The sequence below is a fragment of the Photobacterium sp. DNB23_23_1 genome, assembly GCF_052873815.1.
The window spans coordinates 150718-165260 of the sequence record NZ_JBNNXT010000005.1 but is presented as its reverse complement, the minus strand read 5'-3'; the positions used below and the strand labels follow the sequence as shown (position 1 = coordinate 165260).

The window sequence follows — 14543 nt, the reverse complement described above, 5'->3', positions numbered from 1 at the left end:
GATAGGTAGAGGTAATTTCTATCTCGGGGTGAAATTCCAGCAATATATGTCGGTTTTTTGGTGTTTTTTAGCAAATCTTACCAGTAGTTATTCGAATTAAGCACAACAAGGTGCATGGAATGCGTCTATTTGTGCTAGTGAAAATCAATTATTTAAAGATAAGTTGACATAAAAAAGTTGGCGGAAATCAGCAAGTTGGCATAAACTTGTCTCTAGTTAGGATTGAGCGCGGAGAAGCAGGCTATTTTAGCGTTTTCTGGCTTCTGTCTGACTCGACTAATTCGCTGTAGGAATGACTGATGTCACCCTACAATCCATTCAATATAGTCTTGAGGGAATTATCTATGGCGCTCACAAAAGCCGATTTGGCTGAGAACCTGTTTGAAAATGTTGGATTGAGCAAACGGGACGCCAAGGATACGGTGGAAGTCTTCTTTGAAGAAATTAGGAAAGCGCTTGAATGTGGTGAACAGGTTAAGCTATCAGGTTTTGGTAACTTTGATCTTCGCGACAAGAATGAGCGTCCGGGAAGAAATCCCAAAACGGGTGAAGATATTCCTATCTCGGCCCGCCGTGTTGTGACTTTCCGTCCAGGTCAGAAATTGAAAGCTCGCGTAGAAAATATCGAAATCGAACAACAGTAATCGCGAATTCATTGACAAAACAGAGCCCGGGTAAGGTGTGTAGAACTTGCCCGGGTTTTTTATGACTATCACTCTCCCCATCGCGATACTTGAACCTCTCCTCAGGTCAGCAATTTACCCTTGATAACATTATCATCAATCACCCTGCATTTAGGGCTACTTATCCAGATTGGTATAAGTTGTGCGTGTGATGTTAAATTTATGTTTTTATATGGTTTCAATATGAAAAATGCAGCGGTAAAATGAATGCATTCCATTAGCGCTAAACGAGCTAATAATATGGAGGTGGTTAATGGGAATGCTACAGCTGGTTAAAGAAGGGAAGTTTCTTGAAGCAACATTGGATATGACCTTGCCGGAAGAGTGGGGGCGCTGGCAGACAGAGTCAGGCATCGAGTGTATTCTCGTAGGGCGGGGTATTCTTCAGATCACGCCAACTGATATCCCCTCATACTCTAAAGATATTGTGCTGTCATCTGGCGTACATGGCGATGAAACCAGCCCCATTGAGCTGCTGCAGCGTCTTGTAAGCTCAGTTTTGTCAGGTGAAATACAGCCAGTCCATCGTCTGTTAGTCATCATTGGTCACCCTGAGGCTATCAATCTTCATCGACGTTTTGTCGAGGAGAACATGAACAGATTGTTCCGGGCTAGCAATGAAGCAATTAATCCTGACTGTGTTCGAGCCAATCAATTGCAACTTGCTGTCAGTGAGTTTTATCAGCAAGGTGGCAAGTCAGAGCAATACCGTTGGCACCTTGATCTGCACTGTGCAATAAGAAGCTCTACCCACTATACGTTTGTGGTCAGCCCATCCTCGACCAACCAAACTCGCCAACGTGATTTGTTTGTATTTTTGCAGCAGGCTGAAATCGAAGCGGCGTTATTGTCAAACGCACCATCGCCGACGTTCAGTTGGTATAGCGCTGAGTACTTTGGTGCCCAAGCCTTAACCGTTGAGTTGGGCAAAGTGGCTGCATTTGGTCACAATGATCTGCAGCGCTTATCACCGTTCTATAACGCTATGGTTGAGCTTGTCACCCAGTTAAAACCTGATTATTTATGGCAGCAAGATAAGCTTGTTGTTTACAAGGTGACAAGAACTTTGATGAAGCAGACCGAGCATTTCATGTTGAACTTTCCTGATGACCAAGCCAATTTTACCATGTACCCACAAGGGACTTTATTGGGGCGTGATAAAGATATTGAATATTATGTGCTGGAAGAAGGAGAGGCGGTCGTTTTTCCTAACGCGAAAGTGGCTATTGGGCAACGAGCCTGTCTACTGGTGAAAGAAGTGCAAGCTAGTGCTTATGGGCAAGTTAAAGCTATTACTTAACTGCTTGTTCTTAAAAGTATGCTTAATAAAACTCACGAGAATCACAAAGGCGTACTTTGATTGTGTGATTCGCTTTTCTTCATGAGGTTATCTCGGCATAGTAATGCCAGAATTCGATAACTGGAGTGATAAAATGTCGGCTACCGAGCAGGAGAAACAGCCAGTTTTGGCGCTAAGAGAAAGGATGCAAAACCAGAAGATTTATTGTTCTGATGATGACGATTTGCTCGCTGAGCAAACACTGTGTTTAGAAAAGCTGTATGACTTTAATCAGACTCGTCCTTCTGAGACAAAAAAGCGGTCAGGCTTATTGAAGGAGTTGTTCGCCGAAGTGGGTGAGGGGTGCTATATTGAGCCACCTCTGAGGGCCAATTGGGGTAAGCATACCCACTTAGGTAAGTTTGTTTACGCCAACTTCAATCTCACTTTGGTTGATGATACCGACATATATATTGGTGATCATGTGATGATTGCCCCCAATGTCGTGATAGCAACCGCTGGCCATCCTATTGAACCGACGTTGCGTAAGAAGGTTGCCCAGTTCAATATTCCTGTTCGTATTGGCAACAATGTTTGGATTGGGGCGGGTGCGATTGTCTTGCCAGGAGTGACAATTGGAGAAAACAGTGTGATTGGTGCGGGTAGTGTCGTGACCAAAAATATCCCAGCTAATGTGGTCGCAGTAGGTAACCCTTGCCAAGTGATGAGAGAAATAGGCGAACATGATAAAGAGTTCTACTATAAGGACATGAAAATAGACATTTAGCGCTATTCGCAGTTCGTGTTATCCGTTAGGAGAATTTGTTACCGCATTCTATGAAAGCTAGCTTTCCATTTATAGAGTGAGACGGTATGGTAAAGCGTCGTTACTTATTATGCCTTCTCACTCATGCTCTTAAATGATCTTTTACTTCGCCGCCAAACAAGATGGCGTATGGGTTTTGCCATCGCGGCTATAGCCATAATCATCGCCTGCTTTCTCTCCCTTTCTGTTGGTGAAATTTTCATCTGGCCGTGGTCAGCCCAGAGCGGTCTTGAGCAGCAATTGTTGCTTCAGCTTCGAATGCCACGGTTATTAGCCGCGATTGCTGTTGGTGCCTCGCTGGCGGCTTCTGGTGCGGTGCTACAAGTATTACTCGGTAACCCTCTGGCCGAGCCGGGAGTACTCGGTATTTCCGGAGGTGCAAGCCTTGCGCTTGTAATCTTGCTGTTTGTTTTACCCTTTGCGCCAACGCCACTGCTGATGATGGTGGCTGCGATGGCGGGCGCATTCCTATTTACCCTTATTCTTGTGGGCTTATCACGGCGTAAGCGGGTTTCAACCGCACGTTTGCTGCTTATTGGGGTAGCGCTAGGCATATTGTCGGGTGCTGCTGTTACCTGGGCTTTTTATTTCAGTGATGACTTGAACCTTCGAATGCTAATGTATTGGTTGATGGGAAGTGTTGCAGGGGTGAGCTGGCATCAACTGACATTATTGCTGTTTGTCCTGCCGGTACTGCTTTGGCTGTGTCTTCAAGGTCGCAAATTAGATTTATTGATGTTAGGTGAGCACCAGGCAAAACAACTCGGTTTAGATGTGGAAGCGAGCCGCTGGCGTTTAATTCTGGTGGTATCGTTATTGGTGGGCGCCTCGGTTGCTATCTCTGGCGTGATTGGTTTCATTGGTCTGGTTGTCCCGCATCTACTGCGTTTGGCGCTTGGGACCGAGAACCGTTATTTACTCCCGCTCTCTGCGCTGTGCGGTGCGTTGCTATTGGCTTTAGCGGATACCCTTGCCAGAGTTATGTTACCTGCCGCTGAATTACCCGTCGGGGTGGTGATCACCAGCTTAGGTGCCCCTGTGTTTATTTGGATGCTTTTGCGTTCGCACATTGATTAGGAAGGTTGTGAATGGAAACAACATCAGAATCACAACCTGTGATCCTTTATGCTCAAAACTTGGCGATGCCTCCGCGATTATTACCGGTTTCATTTTCGGTCCGCCGCGGTGAAATCGTTTATTTAATTGGTCCAAATGGTAGCGGGAAAAGCAGTGCAATTTCCATGCTGTCTGGTTTGGTTGAGGCTCAGGGTGACGTTACTTTGGCTGGTGAACCTATTGCTACGTTGGATCTTCCCCGCCTTGCCCGCATGCGCAGTTACTTGTCGCAGCAGGATAAGCCAGCGTTTGCGGTTGGGGTATACCACTACCTGTCGCTTGCGCTATCACCTCTTGGTGAACTCGCCGCCAATGATGTCCAAGAAGCATTAGATGATGTATGTGGAGCGCTAAAAGTTACCGACAAGCTTAACCGTAATATCCAGCAATTGTCCGGGGGGGAATGGCAAAGGGTGAGATTGGCTGCTGCCTGCCTTCAGGTCTGGCCAACATTGAATCCCGATGCGCAGTTGCTGTTATTGGATGAACCAGCTTCGGCGTTGGATATTGGTCAAGAAGCGATTATGTACCAGCTTATCCGCCGCCTTGCGAATAAAGGAATAGCGGTTGTTATGGCGAACCACGACCTAAACCGCACTCTGAGGGAGGCGGATAAAGTTATTTTATTGAACAACGGTTCTTGTGTGGTGAAGGGAAAACCGGAAGACGTAATGACAGTGGAGACACTGGAGGCTGTCTTTTCTACGCAAGTTCAGCGTATTGAGCATGAAGGCAAATCTTGTCTATTGTTTACTGATTAACGCTGTTTGCGAATTAAGCATATCGAGTATAGGTCTTTAGATTATACGCAGGATGTCCTCTAAACAATTCGAATCGTTCGGCTTGTCAGACAATATTGGACCCGCCAAAGGTAAATTTTGTTCTAGTCGACACCCAACAGGAATCTTACTTTGGGAGTGACGCTTGCCTCGATCTGCGTCGCTTGTCGACTTTAATGTTGATGTTCGACATAAATAAACATACCTTTCTTTTCTTACAAGGCTAAGTTTCTATATGGTAATTTTCACTCAAAAGACCAATCGTACTATTGCCAAGATAAGTTTATATACTGTAGCTATCCTTCTTCAATTTAGCTCATTCTTTACTGCTGAAAGAATTATCGGCTTTCCGTTTAATTTCCTCTCTTATAGTAGTAAATCTGATACTTACTTTTTTTCCCTCTCTAGATTCTCTTGCTCATTCTTGTTTTGGGCTTTCACCATTCTTATTATTCTAACGTTCACCAAAAGGTGGCTTTCTGACCATGACGCTGCTTAGGTCATACCTTTCACCACTCAAGGTCAAATGGCGATGAAAAAGGTTAAAAAGTATGTCAAGACGCACTCTTAAAACCGTATATCAATTCAAGCTGCCTCGAGTGTATTATTGCTCCTAAGTCTGTTGATGGTGGATATCAGGTTGTTAACGTCGCAGTGATGACCATCAGTAGGTTAGCTATAATTAAGGTGCTAGGCGGGCAGGATAAGTGCTCTTCGTTATTTCTGTAGTAGGTGGTCAAGTAAAACCGGTAAAACGAGTAGACATAAATAGCACTAGCGGTCACCAGCAACAGGTACCAGTTGTTGTCTTCGTGAAAAACGATATCTAGAGCTAGCCATGAGTGCATTAGCGTAGCAAAAGAGTAGAGGCCCAATGGTAGTTTTGGTTTTCCATCGGTGACCGGGTTGATTCCAACCCAAGTGAGCACGATTAAGGATGCAGCTGCTGTTATATAGACTAATTCTATACTGTTGCTCGGATCCTTAGCAATAATGCACCACATCCCACCAGCTCGAAAGGTGGCTGAAAGCAAGATCAGTGCTAAGTAAGTAAGCATTGATAGCCTGTTGTGCCAACACAACTCAGATATTTCGTGCGCAATTGTAGTTATCAATGATAGCTGCAACGCAAAAGTTAGCGGTTCGTTTGTGCCTTCGTACGAGATAAAAATAAGAAGTACAACCCAAGTTAGGATTCGAAGCCAGGTCTGTGTTAGATGGCTTTTTTCCGTTGGTTCTTCTTTAGGTGTTAACATGTGATGAAGTGCGGTTGTGATGGCCGCGACAGCGCAAGTCAAGTGCAGCATCAGACATCCTTTCTTTAGCTACGATGAAACTTTGTGCATACTTTACTCTGCTTAAGTTTCTGATGCAAATCACTTTTTGTAGCTATTTATGACTGGAATCTCTGTGCTTAGTTGCCGGTACGCAAGTCACGGGCCGCAACTGCGTACCAGTTGTTGACTACACCCCCACATTCAGGAAACTTAGCCTGCCCCATTCCTTGCTAGGGATATCAATTCGCCGATTTCAACTTACTGAATAATTTTCAGTCCATTCGGGTAATAAAGGTTTGCTCGTCATCCACAAAAGCCACAAAGCCGCCGTGATAGATAAATACCCGACCACGCCCCTCAACTAGGCAGGCAAGCAGTGGGTTCAAATCCTCTTCGTTATCCTGGCTTTGATAGGTGCCAGTATCGGTGATTACGCCGTTGAGTGTAGGCAAATATCCATAAGTGCGCTTGGCTTGATCAATCAGGCTCAATTCGCTGGCGGTGGAGAAGCAAAAGGGGATCGTACCGGCTTCTTCGATAAATAAAGTTTTCAGTTCTTCAAAAGCTGTAATCACCAGCCAGTCGATGCCGTTAACATGATGGATAAACATGGGAGTTTCTCGGTAATTCTGATGAGGAGATTTTATCACTATCAGGGGAGAACGTAGTAGATATTTAGTTGCTAAAGGCGGTAATTCAGTGCCATTTCCAGACATTCACTAGGCCAACTTGAAACGCATTTGTCCAAAAGTATTTTATACCAACCTACATAAATATTTGATCAGTCTTGCAGGTTAAAATCGCAGTTCTCTGCGTTAGATATTTTGTAATTAGAGCCACTAGTAACTGCAATTTCTGCCTTGATAACAACAATTTTTCCAGTGCAAATACTTGATCAACGACTTATCCAGATTGGTAATAGTGATGAGTGCTCCTTCTAGGCCAGTAAATTGCTAATGATTGCGACTGGATTGTGGTTCAGAAATTGGCTATTCAGTGTACTTCGTTACTGGTTGTTTAATTGTGCAGCAAGCTGCTGCACAAATCAGTTCAAGATACATTTTAATTGGGGATTAGTGCTTATACCTAAAGGTATTACTGTCATCAATAATTTCAATCTTGACTGGCGCTACGCCTTGATTGATGTTGCCTATTTGTTCAAATGACTTTTGAGAAAGGTCAATAACGCGGCCTTTTGCAAAAGGACCCCGATCATTGATTTTGACATTTACCGTTTTGTTATTGGCTGTATTTGTGACCCTTACTATAGTTCCAAAAGGTAAGGTTCGATGAGCTGCTGTATGGGCTTTCATATCATAACGCTCACCACTTGCAGTGAGTCTTCCGTGGTATTTCTTACCATACCACGAAGCTTGACCAATAAGCTCATGTGACTTAGCGTAACCCCTTGTTTTTACTTCATCGATTGCCACGGTTGAGGAGCAGCCAGCTAGCAAAGTAAGGATGAGAGCCGTAAAAAGGAGGTTTAATTTTTTCATGCTATTTGGATACTCTATTTTTTTCATGTCATGTTTGTCTGTATTTGACTTGTTGCGGGTTTAAAATTTTGCCATGAACAATGCCTATTTTGGTCATGGTTAAGAAAGATTTTGGAAGTGAGAAAATAAAGCGAGTAACGCTTACGGTCTGCACCAGGTGATTAATGTCTCCAATAGCCTATGAGAACAAACTGTATGGCAGAGAACAGTCGAAGCCGCAACTGATCTACATCAAGCTGTTCGGTTAGTATTATCCTCAACAAAATGCTTGAAACAATTGTATAAACCAAGGTCAGGCTGCGCAAACTGACTCCATGGGTTTTGGCATGTTAAACAATCCTCAATCGTGGGAGTGAAGTTCATAAAATATAACATGTTGTATTATTTTTAAGAATAAAGCCACATCACATCTAACATGAGCTTAAGCCGGTTGATTTTAAATAAAGGTAATTGGTATTGTTGTGCCGTATAAATGCGCCGTAAGTAGGGCGTTAACACGAGAAACAACCCTAAATCATTATTAGTTCATCGAGAAAACCAAACATGTCAGCCACACAATTTCAAACGAACTGGATTAAACCCTTTAAACTCGATCACGCTGCCCTCAAGCTCGGCAAAAGCAAGGAGGAAATCAAGGTGTTATGCGAGTCAAAAGTGTTGAACGGCGGTTGGGATGAGTTTTACGGTCAGAATGGCGCTTTTGTCGTCTGGTTACCCGTGGACCAAACTGATATTACAGCCGATGAAATACGCGCTGGCGCTACAATGCACTAAGGATTCAATGGAGGCTTTCACATGAGTCACTGCAGAACTTGCGCTTCAATATGGCTAGGTTACTAAAAGTATACTAATTGAATTCGATTTTTAGGTAACTAATATATACCGCTACACACGAGTGACAAAGGCTTCACTTGTGTATCTAACCAATTTGTTAGCGGAGTAATCGACTATGAGCAACGTTCTTATCATCAATGCCTACGCGCCATCACCATTCTCAGAGGGCAAACTTACTGCATCATTGGTAGACAAAGCGGTTACGCTTTTAGAGCAGAAAGGCCACTCGGTTCGTGTAGTGACCATGCAAGATGAGTATGTGGTTGAGGAACAACTGGCTCACTTTGAATGGGCTGATCGTGTGATTCTGCAGTCGCCAGTAAACTGGATGACGATCCCTTGGTCTTTCAAAAAGTATATGGATGAAGTATTCACAGCAGGTATGGGTGGTGCATTGTGTACCTTTGATGGCCGCAGCGCTGAAGAGCCTACTAAGAACTACGGTACAGGTGGCACTCGTACTAACACCAAATACATGCTTTCTCTGACATTTAATGCGCCAAAAGAATCTTTTGATGACCAAGATGAGTACCTGTTCCAAGGTAAGAGTGTGGATGATTTGATGTTTCACATGCACGCTAACTTCCGCTTTTTTGGTATGTCAGCGCTACCTACTTTTGCGTGTTATGACGTAATGAAGAATGCCGATATTGAGAGTGATTTTGCACGCTTTGAAGCGCACCTCGGTGAAGTATTCTAATTTGAATCAACCATAGTTTTACTCACGGTGAGGTTACTCAAGCTGCAGTGAAGTGGTACTATGGCGTAAGAATTAAACCAGATATATTGTTGCTTCTCATCATGAACCTCAGCTATCTGGTTTCTTTTTTTATTAGCGAGATTGTATGAAAGCAAAAGTAGAAGTTGACTCAAAAGGACATAAAAGCGTTATAAATGCGTGTGCTGAGCCTTGTGCTATTGAAAAAGGAATGCGGATTTTGGGGGCCAAATGGAAGGGTTCCATTATTTATCACCTAAAAGATGGCCCTGTTCGCTTTAATGACCTTTCACGCATGCTTGGCGGCGCAAGCAAAAAGATGGTCGACCAACGCCTTAAAGAGCTAGAAAGTGAAAACATGGTGATACGACGTGTACTCAATGACAAGCCATTGGCAGTGAGTTATGAACTGACTGAGTTTGGGAAAAGCGCTCTGAGTATTCTTGATGATTTGAGAAAGTGGTCTGAAAATAACGATATTCAGCTCAAGTAGCCTAAATAGAAATTGTAATTTCTATGCTATTTCAAACAAGGCAACATCTTGCGATGTTGCGATGTTGCGATGCTTTTTATGCGATAGGTCTAATAGTCTAGTGTGCCACGAATTGGGTAGTGGTTATCTGGATTACGAATCCATGCTAAGCCACGTGTCAGCGCCCCTAGCTCTGGTCTTACAAATGGGTTGTTTGATAGATCGGTCACATGCAGATTGCCATGCTCATTGATGACAAATAGACCAGGTTCTGCAAAGTTATGGTCGGTTTCTGCTTCAGAGCGTGGTAGAGAAATATAAAGCCCTAACGTCTTCATTTGTTGCTCACTTAGGCCATAAGCAATCGGGAAGCTGATATCGAGTTTATCTAGATGTTGCTCTAATTGCTGTTTTGAATCGCCAGAAACAGCCAGAATATCGACGCCTGCATCGCTGAAGGCCTGTTTATAGGTCTCAATCTCGTTGAGGTACTTGGTGCAAAGTGGGCAATGCTTGCCACGATAGACAAACACCGCTTGCCATGTTGCATCACCTTGAGGTTGGCCTAGCGTGACTTTGGTCCCATCCAATGTTGTTGCTTCTAATGTCGGGAAGGTGTCACCTGCTTTTAGTTTCTTAGAGTATCCCATCTCGGCTCCTTGGATTGAATTCACAACTAAGTAAATCAAAAAGTAGGGCAATATAAAGATAGTTTCAACTAGTATACTTTTAGTAACCTAGAGGTTCTGTTTATTTTGTTATGTTCTTGCGTGCAACGAAAATTCTGATTGACTCGTATTTGCTCCAAACCTTCTTAGAAAAAATATCATTGCTCCGACTCAATCTAGCATTTGCAATACATCAAGTAATCGGTGTCGTGAGATGGGTATGTTGAGGTGACTAATCTGACAAAGCCACTACAGACTGCCCCCAAGACCCCATTGTGATTGGGCAGTTGATGGGTCATAAGATTTACAGGTGGTCATACTGTTAATTTTTGATTGCCACTTAATTTAGGTTATCTAATTAAAGCAACTGAAAAAAATAAGCTTTACGCCACTTAAGCTGTAACTGTTGACTAATAACTTAGAGCTGAACTTAAATTTCATGGTAAGTAAAATGAACCCTAGAACACTGATAGCATTGCTTGTCTCCGGCGCCTTATTCGGTTGTAACTCTTCTTCAGATGATATTATTGAGCAAGAGCACGTCACCCAAGTCAACATTGTTACGGCCAATATGTGGCAGAGCTTGATGCGTAATCTGGAAGGGACGAGTGACTATCATATTGCCCTAGAAGAGTTTCGTCATGCCGATGCTGATATTCTTCTTCTTTCAGAGGCATCAGGCATCACCGCTCGCATTGCAGAGCAACTTGGTATGTATTTTTGGCAGGGGCATGACTCTTATGTAACGGCCGGTATTGTCTCTAAGTTTCCGATAATAAAGGTATACAACGATACGCCAAGTGAAAATGATGCAATGGGCGGTGGTGTGGGTGTTGTGGTTGATATCAATGGCCGTGAAGTGACTTTGTGGTCAAATCATTTAGATTATCGTAATTACGTGGTTTACGATGCTCGAGGTGGTGATGGCCAGGCCTGGGCAGCTCGTGAAGGCTGTGTACCAGTGAGTGAGGCGGATGAAATTGATGCACTGAACCTGATGAGTTCACGTCCGAGTCAAACTCAATACATGTTGGATGAGCTAGCACCGGCTAATGAGCAAGGAAAGGCGATTTTCATTGGTGGTGATTTCAATGAGTCTTCAGGGTTAGACTGGACTGAAGAGACCGCTTACATGTTTGACCATAATGGTACTGTCCACGACTTTATGGTCCACAGAATGATCCGTGCTGAAGGCTACGTCGATTCTTACCGCGAACTTTACCCGAACCCAGTGACGCACCCAGGCCTCACTTGGCCGTTTCATATTGATGACAGCTGGACGCAAAGTAAGTCATTCATTGATGAGTGTGGACGAGGACTCGATGACCGAGACCGCATTGACTTGATTTATCATTCTCAAGCCGAAGGTCTGGAGCTTCTGAGCACTTCAATTATTGGCCCACGTGCAGAAACCTACTTCCCTGGTCCTGATGGCAATGACGACCTTTACGATTGGCAAGACCCACATTCAGGAATCATGGTCGACGAAGATGGCGAACCTTACTATGGTCCTCGTGAGTTTGTGTCCGATCACCTTTGGTATAAGGCGACCTACAATTTGGTGACACCAAATACGAGCACAGAGGCTGAGTCTTTAAACCTTAACCCAGAATTCTCCAACCTGCAGATCGCAGCTGAAGGCGAAGAACTGGTTCTCACGTTCACTCTGGATAACTGGAAAATGTGGGAAGAAGACCGTGATTACCATCTGGTGGTGGCTGGTGATTCAACCAATGCTCGTCTAAACAGTGATGGGACCTATGGTTGGCAGTCTGAGTCACTAAGCGTGCAACCTAATGGTGAGTTTGAAGTTCGAGTTGCGCCTGAGGTGTACAACAAATTGAAGGAAGAGGGTGAGATTGATCTTCATTCTGGCCTTCAACTGCGCGCAATCAGCCTTGTGAGTGGTTGGTACAAGCAATACGCAGTATTAACAATCCCAACGGAAGATATTGAAGCGGTAGTTAATCTGTAAAAAACAGCGTATAAGCGTAAAGTTATAAGTTGCCCCCCATGCTGCTATCATATAATTGCAACATGGGGGGATAGCAGTTAACAAATATTTGTCGGGTAGACGACACTTGTTACCAAGTGTCGCCACCTTAAGAACCCAGCGTACAACTTTCACTGAACTAGGCTCAAATCTCCACCAAGGCATTGTTTGATACCCGGCAAGTCACAGGGCAGTTAAAGCAGGATCAGTCCAAGAGTTTCGGCTAAGCCTCTTCGATTTTCGCTCATCCAAGTAATCTTGGTATTGAGGAGCGAACGGCGTAGCAGCGCTCCGGATTTTCACGTATCTCTCTATTGGCACCTTAGCTATTGAGAACAAATTGAATTGGCAATCCATACCCATACACTTCAGCCAACCATGAAATTGTCACTGGCCTTTTTGGTTGATGAAGTATTTCAGCGCGACCTATGTCCGAAATTTGGTTGGCTGGCGCCGTTTAGCTCAGTGCCATAGTGCTTGGAATAGTTTATAGCCCACGTATCCGAATACCTGTTTAGCAACGCAATGTCGATAAGAGTTCGACTATCCCCGAAGCTTTTGGATTTACTCGGTTTAATGAGTAATTTCCTTTTGTACTTCCCGTGGTTAAACCCGAGGAAGTCGAACCCATTGTTACTTTGAGTGACGTGTGTTTTCTCTACATGTGAGTATTACGATGGAGCTAGTGCTTATATTGGTTATGTAGTTTATGGGGCGAAGCAAATTTTAGATGTGACTAGCTTTTTTGAGTGATAGGATTTTTAGCTTCTCATCGACTACAGAGTAATAGTTGATTTGGGTATAAATAAGGACGCTTTGGCGTCCTTTTTAATGCCAAGTTTTTATCTTTTGTGGTTAAGTAAGAAAACTCAACAATAACACCAGTGAACAATCATAATATCACTCGGATCAATGACCTATTTTACTTATAGTTTTAACTGATTGTAGCATTCATATTTTAGCTCACTTAAATTTTGCAACAAGACCTTTTGCACTAAAAGAGGTATCGATTGCATCAATATTGTGCAATTTGCTTCTTTAGCTTGGCGCTTTGTGAATATAAACCCTACACTTTATATGGTTTCTGATAAATTCAAATGTTGGCCTACTATATGCATATGGTATACCAGAGGTATACAAGCGAATAATGAAGGTGACTGATATGTTTGAAATTAAAACACTCGTTGATAGCGGGATTTCAATTGTAGATTCAACCTTCTTAGCATCTATTTGTACGTTTGATGAATATGAAAATGTTTCTTTAATCATGTTGCTTACCTCATGGAGATCTTATGTCATGATTTTCCATAGACTCATTGACGAAGTGAACATAGAAATAGTCAATGAAATCATTAGTACACTTCATTCTTTAGGGATAGGATTCAATTTGTCTATATATAATCAGCGCAACTTTCTTTGCATATACCGTCATAACTGTGATGCCTTACAAACGTCAATAGCCATTGGATATGCATTGATAAATGACGATATAACGATGGTGCAATTATTAAAAAATAATAATTTTTGTCTGCAAGATACAGTAAGTTAGTTGGCTTCAAGATGGAAAAGCAAGAGCTCAATGTTAAAATTTACAATCAGATTTTAGAACTAATTTTAACGGGACAATTAGACCCTAAAGATCGGCTTAATGAGCGTTCTCTCGCATCTGATATGTCGGTATCTCGAACGCCTGTAAGAGAAGCACTCAAGCGTCTCGAACATCAAGGGATGGTTGAGCGTAGGTATGCTAACATTTTGACAATAAAAGAGTTTAGTTTAGAAGAATATCTCGAAATACTGGATATGCGATCACTTATAGAAGGTGAAGCAGCATATTTAGCTACACAATATGTTGATGATCGACTATTAGAAAATCTATTGAGCTCTCTGAAGAATACCAATGAAGAAAATGATTTGAGAAGGCACCACCAAATCTATGATGACAAAGTGCATTCACTAATCTCTAATTCATGTAGAAATAGATATATCGCAGAAGCTATACAGCAGCTGAGATTGAAAACTAAGATATTTTATATTGATGAAATACCAGAGCGCACTGTCCCTGGAATAAATGAGCATATTACTATTCTAGAAAGCATGAGGCAAAAAAACGCCAATGAAGCACGTTATGCAATGATTAATCATATTCAGAATGTAAAGGGAAGCATTATGAATTATGTAACTAAAAAGCTAACTAGAATAAAACATCCACAAGACTAGAAGCTCGCTTGGATAGGTTTGTATCTTATTAAATTAATGCCTTTAATAAGGCATGGCTGGTTGTATCGATTTTATAACGCGTTACAACTTAATTGAATTGAATTGAATTGAATTGAATTGAATTGAATTGAATTGAATTGAATTGAATTTAGTGTGTGAGTATCAAAATATTTTTTAGG

The 14543-nt window shown here is 42.7% G+C and carries 15 protein-coding genes and 1 pseudogene; 11 read left to right on the top strand and 5 right to left on the bottom strand.

The features are described from left to right. Positions 1-344: 344 nt before the first annotated feature. The 5 genes from ihfA (at position 345) to btuD (ending at position 4665) form a co-directional block, all read left to right on the top strand. Positions 345-644 carry an integration host factor subunit alpha gene (gene ihfA, locus ACVA53_RS05445; RefSeq protein WP_255041551.1) on the top strand — a complete coding sequence of 100 codons (300 nt, stop codon included), beginning with the start codon at positions 345-347 and terminating at the stop codon, positions 642-644. 292 nt (positions 645-936) lie between these two features. After that, positions 937-1983: a succinylglutamate desuccinylase gene (locus ACVA53_RS05440; protein ID WP_446504673.1), complete on the top strand. Its 1047-nt coding sequence runs from the start codon at positions 937-939 to the stop codon at positions 1981-1983. A gap of 166 nt (positions 1984-2149) precedes the next feature. Further along, the gene (locus ACVA53_RS05435; RefSeq protein ID WP_446504687.1) at positions 2150-2749 is read left to right on the top strand and encodes a sugar O-acetyltransferase; all 600 of its coding nucleotides are present in this window, start codon (positions 2150-2152) and stop codon (positions 2747-2749) included. A gap of 123 nt (positions 2750-2872) precedes the next feature. Then, positions 2873-3865: a vitamin B12 ABC transporter permease BtuC gene (gene btuC, locus ACVA53_RS05430; protein WP_446504672.1), complete on the top strand. Its 993-nt coding sequence runs from the start codon at positions 2873-2875 to the stop codon at positions 3863-3865. A 38-nt stretch (positions 3866-3903) separates the two neighbouring features. After that, a complete protein-coding gene (gene btuD / locus ACVA53_RS05425; protein ID WP_446504686.1) occupies positions 3904-4665 on the top strand; it encodes a vitamin B12 ABC transporter ATP-binding protein BtuD in 762 nt (253 codons plus the stop codon). A gap of 653 nt (positions 4666-5318) precedes the next feature. Here the strand turns inward: btuD and ACVA53_RS05420 are convergent. The 3 genes from ACVA53_RS05420 to ACVA53_RS05410 all read right to left on the bottom strand — a co-directional run bounded on the left by ACVA53_RS05420 (position 5319) and on the right by ACVA53_RS05410 (position 7486). Continuing rightward, positions 5319-5741, bottom strand: coding sequence for a hypothetical protein (locus ACVA53_RS05420; RefSeq protein ID WP_446504671.1), 423 nt, complete (start codon positions 5739-5741; stop codon positions 5319-5321). Positions 5742-6232: 491 nt separating this feature from the next. Further along, the gene (locus tag ACVA53_RS05415; RefSeq protein ID WP_255045528.1) at positions 6233-6571 is read right to left on the bottom strand and encodes a cytosolic protein; all 339 of its coding nucleotides are present in this window, start codon (positions 6569-6571) and stop codon (positions 6233-6235) included. A 462-nt stretch (positions 6572-7033) separates the two neighbouring features. After that, positions 7034-7486, bottom strand: coding sequence for a septal ring lytic transglycosylase RlpA family protein (locus tag ACVA53_RS05410; protein ID WP_255044288.1), 453 nt, complete (start codon positions 7484-7486; stop codon positions 7034-7036). A 516-nt stretch (positions 7487-8002) separates the two neighbouring features. Between ACVA53_RS05410 and ACVA53_RS05405 the strand changes: the two genes are divergently transcribed. The 3 genes from ACVA53_RS05405 to ACVA53_RS05395 all read left to right on the top strand — a co-directional run bounded on the left by ACVA53_RS05405 (position 8003) and on the right by ACVA53_RS05395 (position 9504). Then, complete coding sequence (locus ACVA53_RS05405; RefSeq protein ID WP_446504670.1) at positions 8003-8233, top strand: hypothetical protein; 231 nt, start codon at positions 8003-8005, stop codon at positions 8231-8233. Positions 8234-8408: 175 nt separating this feature from the next. Further along, positions 8409-8993 carry an NAD(P)H-dependent oxidoreductase gene (locus ACVA53_RS05400; protein ID WP_255044286.1) on the top strand — a complete coding sequence of 195 codons (585 nt, stop codon included), beginning with the start codon at positions 8409-8411 and terminating at the stop codon, positions 8991-8993. A gap of 145 nt (positions 8994-9138) precedes the next feature. Continuing rightward, positions 9139-9504: a winged helix-turn-helix transcriptional regulator gene (locus tag ACVA53_RS05395; protein WP_255044285.1), complete on the top strand. Its 366-nt coding sequence runs from the start codon at positions 9139-9141 to the stop codon at positions 9502-9504. A gap of 89 nt (positions 9505-9593) precedes the next feature. Here the strand turns inward: ACVA53_RS05395 and ACVA53_RS05390 are convergent, their stop codons facing one another. Continuing rightward, positions 9594-10133: a peroxiredoxin family protein gene (locus ACVA53_RS05390; protein ID WP_255044284.1), complete on the bottom strand. Its 540-nt coding sequence runs from the start codon at positions 10131-10133 to the stop codon at positions 9594-9596. A 469-nt stretch (positions 10134-10602) separates the two neighbouring features. Between ACVA53_RS05390 and ACVA53_RS05385 the strand changes: the two genes are divergently transcribed. Further along, positions 10603-12126 (top strand): endonuclease/exonuclease/phosphatase family protein, encoded by a 1524-nt coding sequence (locus ACVA53_RS05385; protein ID WP_255044283.1) that lies wholly within the window; start codon positions 10603-10605, stop codon positions 12124-12126. 201 nt (positions 12127-12327) lie between these two features. Here the strand turns inward: ACVA53_RS05385 and ACVA53_RS05380 are convergent. After that, a pseudogene (locus ACVA53_RS05380) lies at positions 12328-12803 on the bottom strand (group II intron reverse transcriptase/maturase); the annotation flags it as partial. Between the two features lie 503 nt (positions 12804-13306). Between ACVA53_RS05380 and ACVA53_RS05375 the strand changes: the two are divergent. Next, positions 13307-13693, top strand: a complete 387-nt coding sequence (locus ACVA53_RS05375; RefSeq protein WP_446504669.1) for a hypothetical protein — start codon at positions 13307-13309, stop codon at positions 13691-13693. Between the two features lie 11 nt (positions 13694-13704). Beyond that, positions 13705-14364, top strand: coding sequence for a GntR family transcriptional regulator (locus ACVA53_RS05370; RefSeq protein WP_446504668.1), 660 nt, complete (start codon positions 13705-13707; stop codon positions 14362-14364). The last annotated feature ends 179 nt before the right edge of the window (positions 14365-14543 follow it).